This window comes from Streptomyces sp. NPDC101393 (assembly GCF_044767385.1).
Classification (GTDB): Bacteria; Actinomycetota; Actinomycetes; order Streptomycetales; family Streptomycetaceae; genus Streptomyces.
This window is the reverse complement of record NZ_JBIWNU010000015.1, coordinates 53,455-74,685: the sequence shown is the minus strand read 5'-3', so window position 1 is coordinate 74,685 and position 21,231 is coordinate 53,455. Positions and strand designations below refer to the sequence as shown.

At 72.5% G+C, this 21,231-nt stretch carries 16 protein-coding genes and 1 pseudogene; 11 read left to right on the top strand and 6 right to left on the bottom strand.

Features of this window, described 5'->3' with window-relative positions; genetic code table 11:
- Positions 1–95: 95 nt before the first annotated feature.
- Positions 96–896 carry a VOC family protein gene (locus ACIRQ7_RS34655; protein ID WP_404266507.1) on the top strand — a complete coding sequence of 267 codons (801 nt, stop codon included), beginning with the start codon at positions 96–98 and terminating at the stop codon, positions 894–896.
- Between the two features lie 183 nt (positions 897–1,079).
- On the opposite strand, the gene paaK is transcribed toward ACIRQ7_RS34655, so the two are convergent.
- On the bottom strand, positions 1,080–2,420 hold the full coding sequence (gene paaK / locus ACIRQ7_RS34650; RefSeq protein WP_404266506.1) for a phenylacetate--CoA ligase PaaK: 1,341 nt from the start codon (positions 2,418–2,420) through the stop codon (positions 1,080–1,082).
- A gap of 122 nt (positions 2,421–2,542) precedes the next feature.
- Between paaK and ACIRQ7_RS34645 the strand changes: the two genes are divergently transcribed.
- The gene (locus ACIRQ7_RS34645; protein ID WP_404266505.1) at positions 2,543–3,241 is read left to right on the top strand and encodes an alpha/beta fold hydrolase; all 699 of its coding nucleotides are present in this window, start codon (positions 2,543–2,545) and stop codon (positions 3,239–3,241) included.
- Between the two features lie 134 nt (positions 3,242–3,375).
- Positions 3,376–4,014 (top strand): chorismate mutase, encoded by a 639-nt coding sequence (locus tag ACIRQ7_RS34640; protein ID WP_404266504.1) that lies wholly within the window; start codon positions 3,376–3,378, stop codon positions 4,012–4,014.
- A 164-nt stretch (positions 4,015–4,178) separates the two neighbouring features.
- Here the strand turns inward: ACIRQ7_RS34640 and ACIRQ7_RS34635 are convergent, their stop codons facing one another.
- Entirely contained in the window at positions 4,179–5,798 is a 1,620-nt protein-coding gene (locus tag ACIRQ7_RS34635; RefSeq protein ID WP_404266503.1) for an acyl-CoA synthetase, read from the bottom strand.
- 121 nt (positions 5,799–5,919) lie between these two features.
- Here ACIRQ7_RS34635 and ACIRQ7_RS34630 point away from each other — a divergent pair, with 121 nt between their 5' ends.
- The 4 genes from ACIRQ7_RS34630 to ACIRQ7_RS34615 all read left to right on the top strand — a co-directional run bounded on the left by ACIRQ7_RS34630 (position 5,920) and on the right by ACIRQ7_RS34615 (position 10,203).
- Positions 5,920–6,843 carry a crotonase/enoyl-CoA hydratase family protein gene (locus ACIRQ7_RS34630; RefSeq protein ID WP_404266531.1) on the top strand — a complete coding sequence of 308 codons (924 nt, stop codon included), beginning with the start codon at positions 5,920–5,922 and terminating at the stop codon, positions 6,841–6,843.
- 134 nt (positions 6,844–6,977) lie between these two features.
- A complete protein-coding gene (locus tag ACIRQ7_RS34625; protein WP_404266502.1) occupies positions 6,978–7,925 on the top strand; it encodes a Zn-ribbon domain-containing OB-fold protein in 948 nt (315 codons plus the stop codon).
- Positions 7,925–9,025: a thiolase domain-containing protein gene (locus ACIRQ7_RS34620; RefSeq protein ID WP_404266501.1), complete on the top strand. Its 1,101-nt coding sequence runs from the start codon at positions 7,925–7,927 to the stop codon at positions 9,023–9,025. The genes ACIRQ7_RS34625 and ACIRQ7_RS34620 overlap by 1 nt, the downstream gene beginning before the upstream one ends.
- Entirely contained in the window at positions 9,022–10,203 is a 1,182-nt protein-coding gene (locus tag ACIRQ7_RS34615; protein ID WP_404266500.1) for a thiolase domain-containing protein, read from the top strand. Before ACIRQ7_RS34620 ends, ACIRQ7_RS34615 begins: the two co-directional genes overlap by 4 nt.
- Before the next feature lie 322 nt (positions 10,204–10,525).
- On the opposite strand, the pseudogene ACIRQ7_RS34610 reads toward ACIRQ7_RS34615, so the two are convergent.
- Positions 10,526–10,945 (bottom strand): annotated as a pseudogene (locus ACIRQ7_RS34610) (leucine-rich repeat domain-containing protein); the annotation flags it as partial.
- 237 nt (positions 10,946–11,182) lie between these two features.
- Between ACIRQ7_RS34610 and ACIRQ7_RS34605 the strand changes: the two are divergent.
- Positions 11,183–11,578, top strand: coding sequence for an ACT domain-containing protein (locus tag ACIRQ7_RS34605; protein WP_404266499.1), 396 nt, complete (start codon positions 11,183–11,185; stop codon positions 11,576–11,578).
- Between the two features lie 113 nt (positions 11,579–11,691).
- Positions 11,692–12,192 carry a hypothetical protein gene (locus ACIRQ7_RS34600; RefSeq protein WP_404266498.1) on the top strand — a complete coding sequence of 167 codons (501 nt, stop codon included), beginning with the start codon at positions 11,692–11,694 and terminating at the stop codon, positions 12,190–12,192.
- Positions 12,193–12,281: 89 nt separating this feature from the next.
- On the opposite strand, the gene ACIRQ7_RS34595 is transcribed toward ACIRQ7_RS34600, so the two are convergent.
- Positions 12,282–14,297 (bottom strand): N-acetylmuramoyl-L-alanine amidase, encoded by a 2,016-nt coding sequence (locus ACIRQ7_RS34595; RefSeq protein WP_404266497.1) that lies wholly within the window; start codon positions 14,295–14,297, stop codon positions 12,282–12,284.
- Between the two features lie 417 nt (positions 14,298–14,714).
- Positions 14,715–15,848 (bottom strand): aminoglycoside phosphotransferase family protein, encoded by a 1,134-nt coding sequence (locus ACIRQ7_RS34590; protein WP_404266496.1) that lies wholly within the window; start codon positions 15,846–15,848, stop codon positions 14,715–14,717.
- A gap of 287 nt (positions 15,849–16,135) precedes the next feature.
- Between ACIRQ7_RS34590 and ACIRQ7_RS34585 the strand changes: the two genes are divergently transcribed.
- Entirely contained in the window at positions 16,136–17,665 is a 1,530-nt protein-coding gene (locus ACIRQ7_RS34585) for a hypothetical protein (RefSeq protein WP_404266495.1), read from the top strand.
- A gap of 170 nt (positions 17,666–17,835) precedes the next feature.
- Here the strand turns inward: ACIRQ7_RS34585 and ACIRQ7_RS34580 are convergent, their stop codons facing one another.
- Positions 17,836–19,311 carry a PP2C family protein-serine/threonine phosphatase gene (locus ACIRQ7_RS34580; RefSeq protein WP_401479269.1) on the bottom strand — a complete coding sequence of 492 codons (1,476 nt, stop codon included), beginning with the start codon at positions 19,309–19,311 and terminating at the stop codon, positions 17,836–17,838.
- 325 nt (positions 19,312–19,636) lie between these two features.
- Here ACIRQ7_RS34580 and ACIRQ7_RS34575 point away from each other — a divergent pair, with 325 nt between their 5' ends.
- Positions 19,637–21,061 (top strand): HEAT repeat domain-containing protein, encoded by a 1,425-nt coding sequence (locus ACIRQ7_RS34575; RefSeq protein ID WP_404266494.1) that lies wholly within the window; start codon positions 19,637–19,639, stop codon positions 21,059–21,061.
- The last annotated feature ends 170 nt before the right edge of the window (positions 21,062–21,231 follow it).

The window sequence follows — 21,231 nt, the reverse complement described above, 5'->3', positions numbered from 1 at the left end:
CCGGCTGCGGCAAGGGGAAACCGCCGTACCGGACCACCGCGCACGCCCGATCGCCGACCGGGTGGCGTCACGACGAGCACATCGGAGGATCACCCATGCTGACGACCGATTCCGTCCCCGGGACACCCAACTGGCTGGACATCGGCGCCCCCGACATCGACGCCACCGTCGCCTTCTACACCGCGGTCTTCGGCTGGACCTTCCAGTCGGCCGGCCCCGATGCCGGCGGCTACGGCTTCTTCCAGCTCGACGGCAAGACCGTCGGCGCCGTCGGCCCGCTGACGGAAGCGGGCGCGAGATCCTCCTGGACGGTGTACTTCCACACCGCCGACGCGGACGCCACCGCCAAGGCCGTGCAGCAGGCGGGCGGCTCGGTCCGGATGGCGCCGGGCGACGTCTTCACGGCCGGGCGGTTGGCCGCGTTCACCGACTCCAAGGGCGCCGACTTCGCCGTGTGGCAGCCGCTGGACACCAAGGGCCTGGAGACGGTCATGGAGCCCAACTCCCTGTGTTGGACCGAGCTCTACACCACCGATTCGGCGGCCGCGAAGGACTTCTACGCCTCGGTGTTCTCCTGGACCGCCCAGGACATGCCGATGGGCGGCGGCCTGATCTACTCCGTCGTCTCCGCCCCCGGCGGCGGCGAGGGCGAGGACACCGGCCACGGCGGCATCATGCAGCTCCCGAAGGAGAATCTGGAGGCCGGCGCGACGTCGGAATGGCACCCGTACTTCGGTGTGACGGACTGCGACGCCACCTTCACCGCCGCCACCGACAAGGGCGCCACGGTCCTGATCCCTCCGACGAACGCCCCCGGTGTCGGCCGGCTGGCCATGCTCCGGGACCCGGCGGGCGCCCCGTTCGCCCTCATCAAGGGCGACCCGACGACGACCTGACCAGGCCTGACCCGGCAGACCCGGCCGGCCGCAGCCTCCCTCGGGTGGTGGGCCGCCCGGACGGCCCCCGGGGCGTGTCCGCGCGGTCCCTGCCGGCTCGCGGCGTCCGCCTCGCGGCATCCGGCACGCACCGGACGCCGCGAGCCCGCCCTCCGGACGGACGCAGGGGCATTGGGGCCCGCCCTATGGGGCCGAGTCGAAGCGCGGCGGGCCCTCGTCGCGCGGCCGGGCGTCGACGATGCGCTTGATCTTGCCGACCGAGCGCTCCAGCGTCTCGGGGTCGACGATCTCCACCTCGACGGAGACCCCGATGCCGTCCTTGACGCCGCGCCCGATCCGGCCGGCCGCTGCCGTGCGCTCCTCGGCGGTGGCGTCCGGCCGGGCCTCGGCGCGCACGGTCAGCTTGTCCATCCGCCCCTCACGGGTCAGTCGCAGCTGGAAGTGCGGGGCGACGCCCGGTGTGCGCAGCACGATCTCCTCGACCTGCGCGGGGAAGAGATTGACCCCGCGCAGGATGATCAGGTCGTCGCTGCGTCCGGTGATCTTCTCCATCCGGCGGAAGGCGGCGCGGGCCGTGCCGGGCAGCAGCCGGGTCAGATCGCGGGTGCGATAGCGGATGACCGGCATCGCCTCCTTGGTGAGCGAGGTGAACACCAGCTCGCCGTGCGCACCGTCCGGCAGCACCTCGCCGGTGAACGGATCGACCACCTCCGGATAGAAGTGGTCCTCCCAGATGTGCAGCCCGTCCTTGGTCTCCACACACTCCTGGGCGACGCCGGGGCCCATGACCTCCGACAGGCCGTAGATGTCGACAGCGTCGATCGCGAACCGCTCCTCGATCTCGCGGCGCATCTCCTGCGTCCACGGCTCGGCGCCGAAGATCCCCACCTTGAGCGAGGTCGAACGCGGATCCACACCCTGCCGCTCGAACTCGTCGAGCAGGGTGAGCATGTACGACGGCGTCACCATGATGATCTCGGGGCGGAAGTCCTGGATGATCCGCACCTGGCGGCTGGTCATCCCGCCGGAGGCCGGCACGACCGTGCAGCCGAGCCGCTCCGCGCCGTAATGCGCGCCCAGACCGCCGGTGAACAGCCCGTATCCGTAGGCGATATGGATGGTGTGGCCGGGGCGGCCGCCCGCCGCGTGGATCGAACGGGCGACGACGTCCGCCCAGTGCGCCAGGTCCCGTTCGGTGTAGCCGACGACTGTCGGGAGGCCGGTGGTGCCGCTGGAGGCGTGGAGGCGGCGGACCTCGTCCTTGGGGACGGCGAACATCCCGAAGGGGTAGTTGGCCCGCAGGTCATCCTTGACGGTGAACGGGAAGCGGGCGAGGTCGGCGAGCGAGGCGCAGTCCTGCGGCCGTACCCCGGCCTTGTCGAACGAGGCGCGGTAGAACGGCACGTGGTCGTACGCGTGCTGCAAGGAGGCGCGCAGACGTGTCAGTTGCAGCTCCTGCAACGCATCCCTGGACAGTCGCTCGACCTCGTCGAACGTCTCCCCGCCCATAGCCGCTTCCGGCATGCAGTGTCACCGCCTCGTCTCCCTACCGATCATTCGGTAGCTGAATCCCGCTCTAAACAATCAGCGCTTGGCGAACACGTCAAGGGGCGTGACGCAGACGGCCCGCGGGTAGCGTCCCGCCCATGAGTGACGTCCAGAAAGTGCAGGTCGGTGAGGTCCAGCTGGCATACCGGGTGTGGGGGGAGGCGGACGCGCCCCCGGCGGTGCTGCTGCACGCGCTCGGCGAGGACGGCGAGGACTGGCGCGGGGTGGTCGGCCGGCTGACCGCCACCCACCGCGTCTACGCCCTGGACCAGCGGGGCCACGGCCACAGCGACTGGCCCGGCGGATACGGCTTCGCGCAGTGGCGGGACGACGCCATCGGCTTCCTGCGGGCGCTGGGCCTGGAGCGGGTCACCCTCATCGGGCATTCGCTCGGCGCGGTCGCCGCCGCGCTGCTGGCCTCGGCGGAGCCGGAGCTGGTGGAGCGGCTGATCCTGGAGGAGGCGGTGCCGCCGCTGCCTGCGGACCCGCCGCAGGTGGTGCCCGAGATGCCGCCGGGCCTGCAGTCCTTCGACTGGCGGGCCAAGACCGCCGTGGTGGCGGAGCGCAACGCACCCGACCCCCTGTGGTGGGACGGTCTGGCGCGCATCACCGCGCCCACCCTCGTGATCGGCGGCGGTCCGACCAGCCATATCCCGCAGGGCCGGCTGGCCGAGATGGCGGACCGGATCCCCGACGCACGGCTGGTGACCGTCGACGGCGCGGGCCATCTCGTCCATGAGGAGCGCCCAGGGGAGTTCCTGGCCGCGGTGAACACCTTCCTGGCGCCGCGCACTTAGGCGCGCCGGCGACGCCCTCCCGCCCCCGTCCGGCCCGACGAGGCACGTCCTGGCTGCCTGGCGCCTCGGCGAGCGAACGGCGCTGCCGTTGCCGTAGGTTCAACAGGCTCCTGTCGCTTCGAGAAAGGCCGATCGTGCAGCTGACCACCTCGATGCGGCGTGCGCTGACCGCCGGTGCCGCCGCGACCCTCCTCTTCACCGGCGCCGGCACGGCGGCCGCGGCCCCGTCGGCCACGCCGACCGTGACCACGGCGACGACCGCTCAGCACGCCGCCGCGCACTCCCCGTACGGCGAACTCCGGCCGCTGGCCGTGCTGTCCGCCGAGCGGCTGGCCACCGCCGACCTGGTGGCGGCCGCGAAGTGGGGGACCGGCAGCCCCGTTGACGACCCGGCCCGTGAGCAGGTCGTGCTGGACACGGTGGCGGAGCAGGCGCGGCAGTTGGGGGCCGACCCGGCGGCGACGGTACGGATCTTCCGGGACCAGATCGAGGCCAACAAGGTCGTCCAGCGCGGACTGCACCGCACGTGGGACGCGGATCCGTCGCAGGCGCCTGCCGAGCGCCCGGATCTCGACAAGGTCCGCCAGGAGATCAACCGCATCAATGGCGAGCTGGTACGCGCCGTCGTCGACTCCGAGGGCGCCCGCTCCGCCCCGTACTGCGGCGTGCTGGTGAGCGGGGCGGCCGTGCAGGTACGGCACACCCGGCACCTGGACGGACTGCACAGCGTGGCGCTGGCCCGCGCACTGCGGTCGGTCTGCGGAGCCGCCTGACCCGGAGCGCGACCGGCCGAACGCCGGGCGCGTCAAGTGGCTGGTGGCTGGTGGCTGGTGGCTGGTGGCAGGCGGCCGGCGGTGCATGCGCCCGGTAGCACCGCCCGAGCACCCCGGGGCGTGTCCGCGGAGCCGCTCCCGGCTGGGGGCGGCGCGGACCCGCCCTACCCGCCCGCCGCCACCGCCTTCGCCCAGCGGTAGTCCGCCTTGCCGCTGGGGGAGCGCTGGATCCGGTCGGTGAAGACGACCGCGCGGGGGATCTTGTAGCCGGCCAGCCGGGTGCGGCAGTGGGCCTGGACGTCTGCCAGGTCCAACGAGGCGCTTTCGGGGCGCAGTTGGATGACCGCGGCGACGCGGTTGCCCCACCGCTCGTCGGGCACGCCCGCCACCAGCGCGTCGTAGATGTCGGGGTGGGCCTTGAGCGCCTGCTCGACCTCCTCCGGATAGACCTTCTCGCCGCCGGAGTTGATGCACTGCGAGCCCCGTCCGAGGACGGTGACGACGCCCTCGTCGTCGACGGTCGCCATATCGCCCAGCAGTACCCAGCGGTCGCCGTCCGCCTCGAAGAAGGTCTCGGCGGTCTTCTTCGGGTCGTTGTAGTACCCGAGCGGCACATGGCCGCGCTGTGCGATGCGGCCCACCTCGCCGGCCAGGACCGGCCGGCGGGTCGCCGGATCCACCACCGCCGTACGGGAGTTGACGCGGACCCGGAACCCCGTCTCGGGGCCCGAGTCGGCGGTGGCGGTGCCGTTGAAGCCGGATTCGGAGGAGCCGAAGTTGTTCAGCAGCAGGGCGCCCGGGACCAGCGCGCTGAACTGGGCGCGTACGGTCTCCGAGAGGATCGCGCCGGAGCTGCTGACGCTGAAGAGAGCCGAGCAGTCGATGCCCTTGAGCGGCCCGCCCAGCGCGTCGACCAGCGGACGCAGCATCGCGTCGCCGACCAGCGAGATGCTGGTGACCTTCTCCCGCTCGACGGTCCGCAGCACCTCCTCGGGCACGTACTTGCGGTGCACGACGACCTTCTGGCCGAAGTGGAAGGCGATGAACGCGGTGAGGGTGGAGGTGCCGTGCATCAGCGGCGGCGTCGGGAAGAAGACGATGCCGTCGCCGCCGGCCGCGACCCGCTCGGCCAGCTCCTGCGGCCGCTTCACCGGTTCACCGGTGGGCGCGCCGCCGCCCATGCCGGAGAAGAAGATGTCCTCGTGGCGCCACATCACGCCCTTGGGCATGCCCGTGGTGCCGCCGGTGTAGATGACGATCTGGTCGTCGGCGGAGCGCGCGCCGAAGCCGCGTCCGGGCGATCCGGCGGCTTCCGCGTCGGCGAGCGCCACGGGGGCGATATGCGGCTCGGGCGCGTCCGCGGGCGGTGTGCCGACCCGTACGAGGTGCCGCAGCCGGTCGGCGTGCGGGAGGGCGGCGGCGACCCGCTCGGTGAACTCCGCGTCGAAGACCAGCGCCACCAGGTCGGCGTCCCGGTAGAGGTAGACCAATTCCTCTTCCACGTAGCGGTAGTTGACGTTGACCGGTACCGCACGGATCTTCAGACAGGCGTAGACGGCCTGGAGGTACTCGACGCCGTTGTAGAGGTGCAGGCCGACGTGGTGGCCGGGCCCGACGCCGCGGTCGCTGAGGTGATGGGCGAGGCGGTTGGCGGCGCGGTCCAGTTCGGCGTACGTCAGGCGGCGCTCCTCGCCGGTGCCCGGATGGTCGACGTACACCAGAGCCTCCCGATCGGGGACCGTGTCGACGATCGACTCGAAGAGGTCGGCAAGGTTGTACTCCACGTCTCCTCCAGACCGGGCGGGCATCGGCGCATCGGCTTGGCGCTGGCGGTCATTAGAGCGCCGCGGCGGGGAGCAGGGAAGGGCCACGGCGAAGAAATCTGACTGAGTGTCAGAAAGAGTCTTGAAGTCGGTGTGCGGCTACTGCAACCTGTTCTACGTCTGGAGACGGGAGGACGGAATGGGTGGGACCGCACAACCCGAAGGGCACGGTGCAGGGCACCGTGAGGCCGGCACCGGCACGGGCACCACCGGCACCGAACACCTCACCGTGGAGCGCGCCGGCGCGACACTGGTGCTCACACTCAACCGGCCGGAGGCGAAGAACGCGCTCTCGCTGCCGATGCTGGTGGGCCTGTACGACGGCTGGCTCGCCGCCGACGAGGACGACGACATCCGCTCGGTCGTGCTGACCGGCGCCGGCGGCACCTTCTGCGCCGGCATGGACCTCAAGGCCCTGGCCGGCGACGGAATGGCGGGTGAGCAGTACCGCGACCGGCTGCGCGCGGACCCCGACCTGCACTGGAAGGCGATGCTGCGGCATCACCGGCCCCGCAAACCGGTGATCGCCGCCGTCGAGGGGCACTGCGTCGCCGGCGGCACCGAGATCCTGCAGGGCACCGACATCCGCGTCGCAGGCGAGAGCGCCACCTTCGGGCTCTTCGAGGTCAGGCGCGGACTCTTCCCCATCGGCGGCTCCACCGTGCGCCTCGCCCGCCAGATCCCGCACACGCACGCCCTGGAGATGCTGCTCACCGGCCGCCCCTACCCGGCACCCGAAGCCGAACGGATCGGCCTGATCGGCCATGTCGTCCCCGACGGCACCGCACTCGACACGGCGCTGGAGATCGCCGAACGGATCAACGCCTGCGGACCGCTCGCGGTCGAGGCCGTCAAGGCATCCGTGTACGAGACCGCCCAGATGACCGAGGCCGACGGCCTGGCGGCCGAACTGGCCCGCGGCTGGCCCGTCTTCGGCACCGCCGACGCCAAGGAAGGCTCCCGGGCCTTCGCGGAGAAGCGCCCACCCGTATACCGGCGCGCCTAGGACCTGTCCGCACAGCCCCTGTCGATCAGGCCGGGCTCGCGGCTCGCGGGGCCGGAGCCGACCGACAGACCCCGGCCCTGTCCGGCCCTGACCGCCCGGACGGGGCCAGGGCCCCACACCCAACGGAGTCCCGTATGCCAGAGGTCCTCACCGCACCCCTCGTCGTGGAATTTCCCTTCACCCGATCCCTGGGCCCCGTCCAGAGCGCCTTCCTCACCGGACTGCGCGAGCGGACCGTGCTCGGGGTCAGGGCGAGCGACGGCCGGGTCGTCGTACCGCCCGCCGAATACGACCCGGTCACCGCCGAGGAGATCCGGGACCTGGTCGAGGTCGCCGCGACCGGCACCGTCACCACCTGGGCGTGGAACCCGCGGCCGCGCCGCGGCCAGCCGCTCGGCACCCCCTTCGCCTGGGTGCTGGTCCGGCTCGACGGTGCCGACACCGCCCTGCTGCACGCGCTGGACGCACCCGGCCCGGACGCCGTGCACACCGGCATGCGGGTCCGCATCCGCTGGGCCGCCGAACGCACCGGCGCGATCACCGACATCGCCTGCTTCGAGCCCCACGACGGAGCGTCCTTCGGCGGCGAAACCCCCTCGCACAGCGGCGAGTTCGCGGACGCCGTCACCGGCATCACCGCACCCGCCCGCCTCGACTACACCTACGCGCCCGGCCGCGCCCAGTCCCGCTATCTCGCCTCGCTCGCGGAACACCGGATCATCGGGGAGCGCTGCCCCGCCTGCCGCAAGGTGTACGTGCCGCCCCGCGGCGCCTGCCCCACCTGCGGCGTCGCCACCGACACCCAGGTCGAGGTCGGCCCCCGCGGCACCGTCACCACCTACTGCATCGTCAACATCAAGGCCCGGAATCTCGACATCGAGGTCCCCTACGTCTACGCCCATATCGCCCTGGACGGAGCCGATCTGGCCCTGCACGCACGCATCGCCGGCATCCCCTACGACCAGGTGCGGATGGGCCTGCGGGTGGAACCCGTCTGGAGCGAGGACGGCCGCTTCCCCGACCACTACCGGCCCACCGGCGAACCCGACGCCGACTACGACCGCTACAAGGAGCTGATCTGATGCGCGATCTGACGCATGGTCCGAGCGGCGGTCCGGCGCCCGCTCCGCTGCGCGAGGTGGCCATCGTCGCCTTCGGCCAGAGCGACCACGTCCGCGACAGCGCGGAAACCTCCGAGGTCGAGATGCTGATGCCGGTCCTGCACGACGTCCTGGCGCAGACCGGCCTCAAGACCAGCGACATCGACTTCACCTGCTCCGGCTCCTCCGACTACCTCGCCGGGCGCGCCTTCTCCTTCACCATGGCGCTGGACGGCGTCGGCGCCTGGCCCCCGATCTCCGAATCCCATGTCGAGATGGACGGCGCCTGGGCACTGTACGAGGCCTGGGTGAAGATCCTCACCGGCGAGGCCGACACCGCGCTGGTCTACGCGTACGGCAAGTCCTCGCCCGGCGACGTCCGCGAGGTCCTCACCCGGCAGCTCGACCCCTACTACGTCGCCCCGCTGTGGCCCGACTCCGTCGCGCTCGCCGCCCTCCAGGCCCAGGCGCTGATCGACGCGGGACACACCGACGAAGCCGCACTGGCACGGATCGCGGCCCGCAGCCGCGCCGACGCCCGGACCAACCCGCACGCCCCCCTGCGCGGCACCGCCCCGGCCGACGGCACCGTCGTGGCCCCCCTGCGCACCGGCGACTGCCCGCCCGTCAGCGACGGCGCGGCCGCCGTCATCCTCGCCGCCGGGGACACCGCCCGCCGCCTCACCGACCGCCCCGCCTGGATCCGCGGCCTGGATCACCGCATCGAGGCGCACAGCCTCGGCGTCCGCGACCTCACCGCCTCGCCCTCCACCCGGCTCGCCGCCGAACGCGCCGGACTCTTCGACGCCCCCGTCGACACCGCGGAGCTGCACGCCCCCTTCACCTCGCAGGAGGTGGTGCTGCGCCGCGCCCTGGACCTCGGCTCCGGCGACTCCGCCGTACGGATCAACCCGTCGGGCGGCGCGCTGGCCGCCAATCCCGTCATGGCCACCGGGCTGATCCGGCTCGGAGAGGCCGCCGCACGCATCCAGCGCGGCGAATCCGACCGTGCCCTCGCGCACGCCACCTCGGGCCCGTGCCTGCAGCAGAACCTGGTCGCCGTACTGGAGGGTGAGTCATGAGCAAGGCAGCGAGCGCACGCGAGCCGGTGGCCGTGGTCGGCATCGGCCAGACCGCACACGTCGCGGCCCGCCGCGATGTCTCGCTCGCCGGACTCGTCCGCGAGGCCGCCCGACGCGCCCTGGACGACGCGCAGTTGGACTGGCCGGACATCGACGCCGTGGTGATCGGGAAGGCCCCCGACTTCTTCGAGGGGGTGATGATGCCGGAGCTGTATCTCGCCGACGCGCTGGGTGCCGTCGGCAAGCCGATGCTGCGGGTGCACACCGCGGGATCGGTCGGCGGCTCCACCGCCCTGGTCGCCGCCCATCTCGTCGCCGCCCGGGTCCACGGCACCGTTCTCACCCTCGCCTTCGAGAAGCAGTCCGAATCCAACGCCATGTGGGGCCTGTCCCTGCCGATCCCCTTCCAGCAGCCGCTGCTGGCCGGCGCGGGCGGCTTCTTCGCGCCGCACGTCCGCGCGTACATGCGGCGCACCGGCGCCCCCGACACCGTCGGCTCCCTCGTCGCCTACAAGGACCGCCGCAACGCCCTGAAGAACCCCTACGCCCACCTCCACGAAAAGGACCTCACCCTGGAAAAGGTGCAGGCCTCCCCGATGCTCTGGGACCCGATCCGCTACTCCGAGACCTGCCCGTCCTCCGACGGCGCCTGCGCGATGATCCTCACCGACCGCGCCGGCGCCGCGCGCGCACCGCATCCGCCCGCCTGGGTGCACGGCGGGGCGATGCGCAGCGAGCCGACCCTCTTCGCCGGCAAGGACTTCGTCTCCCCGCAGGCCGGCAAGGACTGCGCGGCCGACGTCTACCACCAGGCCGGCATCACCGACCCGCGCCGGGAGATCGACGCGGTCGAGATGTACGTCCCCTTCAGCTGGTACGAGCCGATGTGGCTGGAGAACCTGGGCTTCGCCGAAGAGGGCGAGGGCTGGAAGCTCACCGAATCCGGCGTCACCGAACTCGACGGCGACCTCCCCGTCAACCCCTCCGGCGGCGTCCTGTCCACCAACCCCATCGGCGCCTCCGGCATGCTCCGCTTCGCCGAGGCCGCCCTCCAGGTACGCGGACAGGCCGGCGCCCACCAGGTCGACGGCGCACGCAAGGCCCTGGGGCACGCCTACGGCGGCGGCGCGCAGTTCTTCTCCATGTGGCTGGTCGGTACCGAACCCCCGGCCGGCTGACCGGACGGCGGCCCCGTGCGTCCGCGCGGGGCCGCGGCGGCCTCATCCGGCGGGGGCGTCCGCACCGGGCCGGGGCGGCGTCCGGGCGTACTCCGCCACCGAGGCCCAGCCCCCAGGGTCTGTGGCACCTCCTCACGTCAGCACCACGCAGCCCCTCCCGCCGCAGCTCCCGGACGGCCGGCGCCGTGTCGGGCACCGCGTTCCACCGCAGATCCAGCTTCACCAGGGACGGCAGCCTCGCGACCCACCACGGCAGTTCACCGATCCCGTTGCCCCGCAGGTCGGCCCTGCGCAGCAGCGGCAGCTCCCGCAGCGCCTCGGGAACGCCCGGCAGTGCGTTGTTCCGCAGCTCCAGGACCCGCAGTTCGCGCAGCGCGCACACGGTCGCCGGCAGCTCCGTCAGCGCGTTGCCGCCCAGCCACAGCTCCCGCAGCCGGACGAGGCGCCCCAGAGAATCGGGCAGGACTTCCCACTGAGCACTCTGGGCACGCAGTTCAACCAGTCCGGCCATCGCGCCGAGCGTCACCGGGAGCCGGCCGAGCGGGTTCTCGCCGATGTTGAGACAGCCGAGCCGGTCCAGTCCGCCCCGCGCGTCCGGCAGCGCGGTGATCCGGTTGTCGTGGAGAGAGAGGTAGCGCGTCAGAGCAGGCAGCTCGCCGAGTGTGCCGGGCACCCCGGTCAGCGCGTTGTGCCCGAGGTCGAGGGTGTGCAGGCGGGGGAGCCGGCCGAGCGCGGGCGGCATCTCGGTGAGCCGGTTGCCGGCGAGGATCAGAACTTCCAGGCCGGCCCGCCGCCGGGCGCCTTCGGGCACCGAACGCAGGCCCGCCTTCCAGAGGTTGAGGACGGCCGGAGAGCGCGGCGGGATCTGCGACAACCTGGGTTCTCTTCTTCCGGAACGGGGCGGGACGGGACAAGACGGGGCATGCCGGGGCGCCGGCCGCCACCGTGCGCGGGCTGCGGGCCGCCGTAAAGTGGGAGCATGGCGGGAGAGAACGATCTGCGAAAGCTGCTGACCGGTATGCGTCCCGAGCTCCATGAGGGCCGCTATGTGTTCACGACCGTGCCGGGGCCCCTCCCCGAGGGCCTCACGCCCGTGGTCACCGTCGCCGAGCAGGAGGGCGTCACCCTCGTCGTGCGCCAGGAGGAGGCCGACCGGGCGGGCCTGGCCTACGACTACGTCGCCGGCTGGATCACGCTGCGGGTGCACTCGGCGCTGGACGCCGTCGGACTGACCGCCGCCGTCTCCGGCGAGCTGGCCGCCGCCGGACTCAGCTGCAACGTCGTCGCCGGCTACCACCACGACCATCTCTTCGTGCCGCACGAAGCAGCCGAGGAGGCGCTCCGGCACCTCACCGCGCTCGCCGGCCGCGGCTGAGCACCCGGCACCGGAGCCCGTGTCGCGCGGTGCCCGCCCCGCCGCCGCGCATCGCCCGCCACCGGCGAAGACGTCGGCGCGGCGCGCGCGGCGGGGCCACGTACGATGGCGGCATGTCCTTCCTCCGCCGCCGCAGCGCAGCCACGCCCGCCGGGCCTGACTTCGACGTCCTCGCCATGGACCCCGGGGACTGGCCGGGCAACCTCGGAGCCGGGCTGCTGCCCGCTCCCGACGGCACCTGCCAGGGCGTCTTCCTCCGCTACGACCTGTTCGGCGGCCGCGGCCCCGCGATGATCATCGGCAATCTGCCGGAGGGCTCACCGGCCCGCGAGCTCGAAGAGGACGAGGTGCCCTTCGAGGTCGCGCAGCTGCTCGCGGCGCTCGGCAACGACGAACCGGTGGTGGTCGTCGAGAGCGAGGACACCCCGGTGATGCACGAGGACAACCTGCTGATCGTCAAGCGGATCAAGTGCTCCGAGAGCCGCATCTCCTGCGCGCAGTTCGACCGCAGCGACGGCGTCCTGGTCACCATCGCCAGCTGGGACCGGCCGATCACGGACGACCTCTACGCCCTGCTCAAGCCCCTCCCGGCGGAGCTGTTCCAGCAGGCCTGAGCAGCGGAGCGGACATGCGTCGCGCCCGGTGAACGGCACGAACCGTTCACCGGGCGCGACGCATGCCGCTACCTGCCCGAGGAGCTGCCCTAGGAGTCCGAGCTCCGGACGTTCACATCGGCCGCCCGCACATATCCGACCCGGTGCCCGAGCTGGATCTCGTAGTAGACGTCCTTGCCGCGGACGACCGTGTGCTTGCTGACGTCGAAGGTCGGGGCGTAGAAGTACTCGCCCCGCATCCGCTCGCCGATGGCGTACTTCTGGCCCGCGGCCAGCTTGTACGGCAGCGGCGAGACGTCCTGGACCGGCACGCCCGCCGGGTAGGCGGCCTTCTCCGGGTACGCACGGCCGTAGACCGGGATATCGGCCCTGCCGCGCTTCGGGGTGGCGATCAGCCCCTCGGTGTCCACGGCCGTCGGCTCGTCGTCCGGGTTGTGGAACCAGGCCTTCTGCCCGAGATACCAGATGGCCGTCCAGTCGCCGGAGCGGCCGGCCACCGCGTACTGCTGGCCCGTCGTGGCGCGGGCCCCGGTGTCGTTCACGCCGGTCGTGGCGGCGTGACCGTCCGGGCTCTGCCCGATGTCGGACACCAGGGGCGCGTCCTCGCGCGGCGCGGTGTGCAGCCGGACCGCGGCCGAACCGTGCGGTGCGCAGGTCGTGCCGGCCTTCTCGCAGTCGGTGTAGACCGGCTTGTTCGCGTCGTAGTCGGGACGGATGGTGACCAGGCCGCCCCAGGGCCCCGCGTCGCGGACGAAGGGCTCACCCAGCAGCTTGAAGTAGTGGTCCCAGTCCCAGTAGGGGCCGGGGTCGGTATGCATGCCCCCGATGGTGGCGGTCGTGGTGCCCGGCACATTGTCGTGGCCCAGGATGTGCTGCCGGTCCAGCGGCACGTCGTACTTGTGGCTCAGATACCTCACCAGCCGGGCCGACGTGCGGTACATCGCCTCGGTGTACCAGGCGTCGGGAGCGGCCAGGAAGCCCTCGTGCTCGATGCCGACGGAGTGCGAGTTGATGTACCAGTTTCCCGCGTGCCAGGCGACGTCCTTGGTCGGCACATGCTGGGCGATCAGACCGTCGGAGGACCGGATCGTGTAATGCCACGACACATACGTGGGGTCCTGGACCAGCCTCAGCGACGTCTCCCAGGACCCCTCGGTGTCGTGGATGACGATCGCGTCGACCCGCTGGTCCCTGGGGCGGTCCGCCTTGTCGTGGTTGCCGTAATCGCCGTCACCGAACTCCTCGTACGGCGCCGGGACCGACTCGCAGGCGACGCTCGAAGGGCACTCCGGCCGGGTCGCCTGCCCCGCCGTGGCCGCCCGGCCCGCGGTGGCGCCCTTGCCGATACGTTTCGCCTGCGCGCTGTCGGCGGTCAGCCCCGGCGCCGCGGCGAGCGTCACCCGCTGCCCGGCATCGGTCGTCCGCGCCTGACCGCTGCGCATCACGTCGTACACCTCGTCGGCGAAGACGGCGCCGCCCTTCGTGTCGTCCTCGCCCGCGTAGTGCGCCACCGCCGCGTACCACTTCGCCGGGTCGGCGCTCGTGCCGAGACCCAGCTTGCGCTGCTCGGCGGCCAGCAGCGCCGCACCACCGAGCACATTCGCCGCGGGATCCGTGCGCAGCTTCGCGGCCGGCAGTCCGGTCAGCTTCGCAGCCAAGGGCAACGTCCGCAGCCGCGCGGGGAGTTCGGCCGGGACGGTCGGCTTCGCCCGGTCGGCGTGCACCGTCCTGCGGGCACGGGAGCTGTCCCCGCGGGGGTCCTCGCCCGCCCCGCTGAACTCCTGAACCACCGAGGACAGGGCCGTGCGGGCGTCGGTGAGATGCATCGGGCCGTAGCCGCCGGAGACGCTCGGTGCGCCGCTGTGACCGTCCCAGCGGGACTCCAGATAGGAGACACCGAGCAGCACGCTGCGCGGTACGTGGAAGCGCGCCGCGGCGTCGGTGAAGGCGCGCTGCAGCGCGTCGGGGCCGGGCTGCCCGGCGCCCGCTGACGGCGCGGCCGAAACCAGCGGCAGCAGCAGCGCGGCGGCGGCGACGGCGGTGGCGGACCTGCGCAGGGCGGAGCGGGGGGTTCTCTTGACGTCTTCCGGGGCGGATCCTCGCAAAACAGCCTCCTCGAAGCCGGCCCGAGCCGGGACGGTATGACGGTGGGTGCGCAAACGGCCATGCGGGTCGGAACCGGACTCTGGAGCCCCTGTCCGGCTTGGGTCCTGTCCGGGCGATGGGGGTCGGACTTAGGCGTACCCGTTCGCCGACGTTCCGTCAATCACCCCGGCAGACCGGGATTTCGCATGTCAGGGGAGTTTCCAAGGAGCCTTCCCGGCCGGGCGCCGGGCCTGCGGGGCGTCAGCGGAATGGACCAATGACCGGGCCGGGGAATGGCGCAATGGCGGGGTGGCGCGCACCCGAAGGCCTACGCCGATGCGGGCGCCGCGCGAAGAGGCGGGCGCGGTCCCGGCACATGGGTGAGCGGCGTGCCCTGGACGGGCGCGCCGCTCACAATCCCCCCTTGAACTCGGCGGTCAGCGCGTGCCGACCGCCGCCCGCACCGCACGGCGTGCCATCTGGCAGTCGTCGTGCAGCCGGCGCAGGAGCAGCCGCTGCTCCTCGCCCGCCGTGGGCATGCCGGGTTGTCCCGGACCCGGTGTGCCCGTCGGCGTGGGTTCGCGCATGGTCCGCTGGACCGCGGTTTCGTAACGCCGGATCTCGCGGGTGAGCACCAGCATCAGGTTCACCAGGAAGGCGTCCCGCGAAGCCGGTCCCGCCGACTGGGCGAGCTGGCTGATCTGACGGCGGGCCACCGGGGCGTCGCCGAGCACCGACCACAGCGTCGCCAGGTCGTAGCCCGGCAGGTACCAGCCCGCGCTGTCCCAGTCCAGCAGAACCGGTCCTGCCGGCGAGAGCAGGACGTTGTTGAGCAGGGCGTCGCCATGACAGAACTGGCCCTGGGTGTGCGACAGGCCGTGCATCAGCTTCTGCAGGTCGCCCAGGTCCCGGTCGGTGAGCAGCCCCAGGTCGTGGTAGCGGCCGATCCGCGTGGGGTAGTCCAGCGGGGCGTCGAACAGCCCGGCCGGCGGGCGCCAGAGGTTGATCCGGCAGATCGCGCCGAGCGCGGCCCGTACGTCCGCGCGGGGAGGCGCCTCGGACGGATGCCGCGCCACGGCCGCGACCCGGCCCGGCATGCGCTCCACGACCAGCGTGCAGTTGTCGGGATCGGCGGCGACCAGCCGCGGCACCCGCACCGGTGGACGGTGTCGGACGAACGCGCGGTAAGCCACTATTTCCTGCCGGAACCGCTCCGACCACGCGGGCGAAGTATCCAGTAAACACTTGGCCACTGCGGTCGTACGCCCTGTCGTGCCCACGAGGATCACGGACTTGCCACTGCGGCGCAGCACCTGGACCGGGTTGAACTCCGGACAGATGCGGTGCACCGAGGCGACCGCGGCGCGCAGCTGAGCGCCCTGAGGGCCGGACAAGTCGAGTCTCCCGCTGAGCGGTTGGCTGCCCATCCCCTGCGCCCGCCGGGTGCGACCGCCGGGGAGCCCGGAGATCGCCCCCGCGGCGGGTGAGGGATCGAGATACGGCCCGCTGCCGGAGGGGTGCGGGCGGTACGGCCGGGTGGGTGTGGTCACGGCGGACGATGCTGCATACATGGGTGAGACAGATCCCTTCGTGCGCCGACGAGTTGCGTGCGCTCCCCGGCCCGGTGGTGGAGAACCCTTGAACTGCCCCGTGCAGGAGGCCGATCCAGGGTCCCTGTGAAGGGCGCGCACCCTGGGGAATGCGGTCCCAGCCACCGGGCCGGGGGCTGCACACCTACAGAACATGCGGGCGCGGGTGGCAGACCATCTGGCGCACCCTGGCGAACCCTGGCGAATGGTCGCAGCGCACGTCACGGGCCGTTAATGTCGCAATCAGTCGAGGAACCTGGGGGCTTGACGTGGACAGGGAGCCGAACACCCGACTCGCGGACCTTTTCGGTCTGGCGGGCTGGTCCAAGGGCGAGCTGGCGAGGCTGGTCAATCGGCAGGCGGCGGCCATGGGCCATCCGCAGCTGGCGACCGACACCTCGCGGGTGCGGCGCTGGATCGACATGGGGGAGACCCCGAGAGATCCGGTGCCCAAGGTCCTGGCATCCCTGTTCACCGAGCGACTCGGCCGTGTCGTAACCATCGAGGACCTCGGGTTCGCAAGAACCGGTCGCTCGGGGAAACGGCAGGCCATGGACGGTCTGCCGTGGGCACCCGAGCGGACCGCAGCGGTCCTCACGGAATTCACGGGAATGGACCTCATGCTCAACCGACGCGGCTTGGTGGGCGCGGGCGCGGCGCTCGCCGCGGGCTCCGCACTCACCGGCGCCATGTACGACTGGCTCCACACCGACCCGGCCCCCACAGCTGAATCCCTGCACGGCGACGCGTTCGCCGCCGACTCCCTCGACGAACTCGACCAGATCGGCCTCGACCGCTACGAAGCGGCCCCCGTCGGGTCGCAGGAGATCGATGCGCTGGAGCACTCGGTCGAGGTGTTCCGCGCCTGGGACGCCGCCCGCGGCGGCGGACTGCAGCGCAAGGCCGTGGTCGGCCAGCTCAACGAGGTCGGCGGCATGCTGGCCTACCGCCACCCCGACCATCTGCAGCGCAGGTTGTGGGGGGTGGCGGCCAACCTCGCGGTGCTGGCCGGCTGGATGTCCCACGACGTGGGCCTGGAGCCCACCGCGCAGAAGTACTTCATCATCGCCGCCCACGCGGCGCGCGAGGGCGGCGACCGGCCGCGCGCCGGGGAGGCGCTCTCCCGCGCCGCCCGCCAGATGGTCCACCTGGGCCGCCCGGACGACGCGCTCGACCTGATGAAGCTGGCCAAGTCCGGTTCCGGGGAGCAGACCCTGCCCCGCACCCGGGCCATGCTGCACACCATCGAGGCCTGGGCGCAGGCCTCCAAGGGCCAGGGCCAGGCGATGCGCCGCACCCTGGGCGAGGCGGAGGAACTCTTCGTCTCCGACAAGGGCGATGTGCCCCCGCCCAGTTGGATGCAGATGTTCGACGAGGCCGATCTGCACGGTATGCAGGCCCTGGCGTTCCGTACGCTCGCCGACCACGACCCGTCGGCGGCCAGGATCGCCCAGCAGCACGCCAAGCGGGCGCTCCGGCTGCGGGAGAACGGCCGGCAGCGGTCGCAGATCTTCGACTACATCTCGATGGCGTCGGCCTGCTTCATCGGGGACGACCCCGAACAGGCCGACCGCTATGCCCGGTTGGCGCTGGTGTCCATCTCCGAGAACTCCTCCCACCGCACCTGGGACCGGCTGCGCGAGATGTTCCGGCTCACCGGTCAGTACGCAACCCACGCCAAGATCCAGGACCTGCGTGAGGAGATCCAGCATGTCCTGCCGAAAGCGAAGACCAAGAGCAAGGCGCCAGGGATTGACCCGGGCCTGCGATCGGCGCTGGGAGACAATTTCACGCTGTGACCGGAGCCCCGGGAGCGTCCAGAACCCCGGCGGACCGACCGAGGGCGGACCGACAGAGGTCAGGGTCTCCGCCGGAGCCAGAGGGCGCCGCGGCGCGGCACGCCGGGGCGCCAACGCACCATCGGAAAACGGCTCTTGGCCGCTGACTCAGTCGGCCCGTCCTGTCGGTGTCAGTCGCCGATCCTGGCGATCAGCACACATGCGTCGGCCTCCCGCTCGGCACTGCCGAACTCCTCGACGACCACACGGACGCTGTCCTGTGCGCTACGGGCCGCGGCGAACCGCGGTGCCAGGGCGAGGAGGCGCTCGGCGCCCTCGTGGCCGGAGTCCGGGGCGTGGGTGCGGCGCGGTGCGAGTCCGTCGGTGTGCAGGACGAGCAGATCGCCGGGCTCCAGCTGCTCGGTGCGCTGGGTGTATGCCGCGCCCGTGGTCGCTCCGAGCAGGACGCCCTCGGGTGGATCGAGCGCGCGCCCCGTGCCGCCGCGGAAGAGCAGCGGTGCGGGGTGACCGGCCTGGGCCCACTCCAGCGTGCGGGTGGCGGGGTCGAAGCGGCAGCACACCGCGCTGCCCAGGGCCGGCTGCGCGCTGGTGTCCAGAAGCTGGTTGAGGAAGCCCATCAGCGGGCCCGGGGGCTGTCCCGCGACCGCCATCCCGCGCAGCGCGCCGAGCAGCATGGCCATGCCCGACGTGGCCGCGACACCATGGCCGGTGAGATCGCCGGCGCTCAACAGCGTCTTGCCGCAGGGGAGTTGCAGGGCGTCATACCAGTCGCCGCCGATCAGGGCGCTGGTGCCGGCGGGGAGGTAGCGCCCGGCGAGATCGAGGGCCGCGGGGCCGCCCTGCGGGAACTGCAGGGAAGCGCGCCACGGAGGCAGCACGGCCTCCTGCAATTCGACCGCCACACGGTGCTCGGTCTGCGCGATCTGCCGTTGGCGTTGCAGGGAGTCACGGGTGTCGCGCACCGCCTGCTGGCTGCGGCGCAGCTCGCTCACGTCCCGTAGCACGGCCCACATGCAGGCGGTGCTGCCGTCGGTGTCGAGCACCGGCTCGCCCACCATGTGCACGGTACGGATGCTGCCGTCGGGACGCACGATGCGGAATTCGCCGTCGATCGGCCGGCCGTCCACCAGGCAGTCGGTGACCATGACGGCCAGACCCTCCTGGTCCTCGTCGAAGACCAGGGACGGGAGTTCGTCGAGGGTCAGCGGGCCGTCGGACGGGTCCCGGCCGAACATCGCGAACAGCTCGTCGGACCAACTCGCCTCGTCGGTCAGCAGATTCCACTCGGCGCTGCCCACCCGGCGCAGCAGTGCACCGCGTTCGTGCGGCGCGGGCTCCGGGGGTGCCACCGGCAGGTCGGCTTCCGCGGCGTCGTCGGCCGCGTCGGTCCGGACGTCGTCGGGCAGGCCTTCTCTCAGCTGGTCGAGGTGGCCGTCGAGGTCGTCGAGGTGGTGGACGGCGAGGTCGCACAGGGCCCGCTGCCAGCGCAGCTGCGGGTCGGTGACGACATCGGTGTCCACCGACGACTCCCGGCGCACCGCGTCGAGGCCACCGCGCAGGCGGCGGGCCTGCGTGATGAGTGCCTCGACCGAGTCGCGCTCGGGTGGCCGGTCGGCTGGGTGGTCCGCGAAGAGAGGGGACGGCATGACGTACTCCGTGATCAGGCGGCGCCAAGGGCCAGGTCTGACAGAAGGGCCGGTGACGACTGTTGCACAGGCTGCGACCGTCCGTAAGGGATTTGGCATTACCCGATACGGTGGTGCATCTGGCATATGCCGCAGGCCTTCCTGGGGCAACCCCGGGGTGAGTCGGCGGAATGACAGCTTCCAGGCTAGGCTGCGCCCGCCGTGCAGCTGTCATGTCCTGCCGATCCATGGTGGGAACGACGCATACGGCCCGCGGTCACCGGCAAGAATGCCGGTCAGCGGAAATCCCGTTGCCAGCCTGCCCCCCGCACCGGATGCTGACCTCATGTTCGATCCAGACATAGCGCCCAGTGGCACCCTCCTCGGCCTCCTTCAGCGAGGCCGCGGCGACGGGACCCTGCATGCCCTCGCGGCGCCGCGGGCCGAGGCGCTCGCGGCACTGAACAGCAGTGTGCTGCGGGATGCCCGGCGCGACTGGCAGGTGGAGAACCGCTCCCTCTACTACGCGCGCCTCTACATGCAGCTCGACGGCGGCCTCGAAGAGATCGAATGCCACCTCTTCCACCCCGACGACCGCATCGACACCTGTGAGGAGCGCACCGGCCTGGCCCTCGCCGTACTCGGCCACCTCGCCTCCTACGGGCGGGACGCCGCGCGCCTGCTGCTGCGCAGCTATGCGGCGGCGGGCAGCAACTGGCGCTGGGCCCTCGACGAGCTGGCGCTGCGGGACGACGACGCCGGGCTGCTGACCCTCGCCCCCGCCGTCCTCGCCCGCTTCCCCGAGACCGAGGAGGGCGAGGCCGAGCTGGCCGCGGCCGTCCGGGACGCCTTCGAGCCCCGGCCCTGGCGCCTGTGGGCGGAGGATCCCCGCTACGGAGCGCGGGTGGCCGCCGCCGGCGAACAGGGCTCCTTCGACCGCTGGCAACGTCAGCTGCGGCCCCGTGGGCCGCGCCCCGGCTGGAGCGTGACCGAGGTCCTGGCATGGGCACAGCAGGGCCTGGACCTGCACCCCGAGGAGCACCGGCACATCGCCGCCGCCCGCTGCCTGGCAGCGGTCGCCGCCCCCGAAGACCGCCCTGAGCTGCTCGCGGCCGCCCACGGCGGCCCGGACGCCGCACGTGCCGCCGCCCTGCACCACCTCGCCGAACGCGGCGACCCGGATGTCCTCGGCCTGATCGAGGCCGTAGCGGTCGACCCCTTGGCATCGGAGCCGCTGGTCGCCGCCGCGCTGGCCTCCTTCGAGCGGATGCGCAGCGTCAGCGCCGTCGCCCGTGCCCGGGTCTGGGCCCGGCGCGACGACCGCCTGGGCGCCTCCGCCGCCGCGATGCTCGCCCGGCGCGGCACGCAGCGGGACAGCGAGCTGGTGCTGGCCGCGCTGCGCAGGACCGTGCGCGAGGACGGGCCGGACGCGGGTGGCCTCTGGGAGCTGGTCGACGGCGCCGGACGGCTCGGCGTCGCCTGTGCCGCTCCCGTACTCCGCCACATCTACCGCGAGACGTCCTCCTCGCACCTTCGCGGCCGGGCCGCCGGCGCGCTCGCCGCCACCGATCCCGGGTTCGCCGCCGGGTTCGCCGTCGAATGCCTCTGGGACTGCGAGGAGACCACTCGCGAGCTGGCCGCCCGGCATGCCGCCACCGGCGACGCCCGGGTCGTCGAACAACTCCGCCGCCTCGCCGCGGACCCGGCCGAGGAGGCCGAGGTCCAGACGGCCGTCCGCAGCAGATTCGGACCGGACGCCTCGGCGGTGTGAGACGGCCGGGCAGGGCAGCCCGTCGGCCCGATTTCCGGCAGGCCCCTGGTGCCGCGCCGTCCTCGCCCCGAACTCGCCGGGCGTATACGGAGGTTGATCCCCGCCGCCATACGGCCGAGAGGGCGGGACGCAGGCGCCCGCGCACTCCCTCCCCCCTCTTGCGGCCCCGC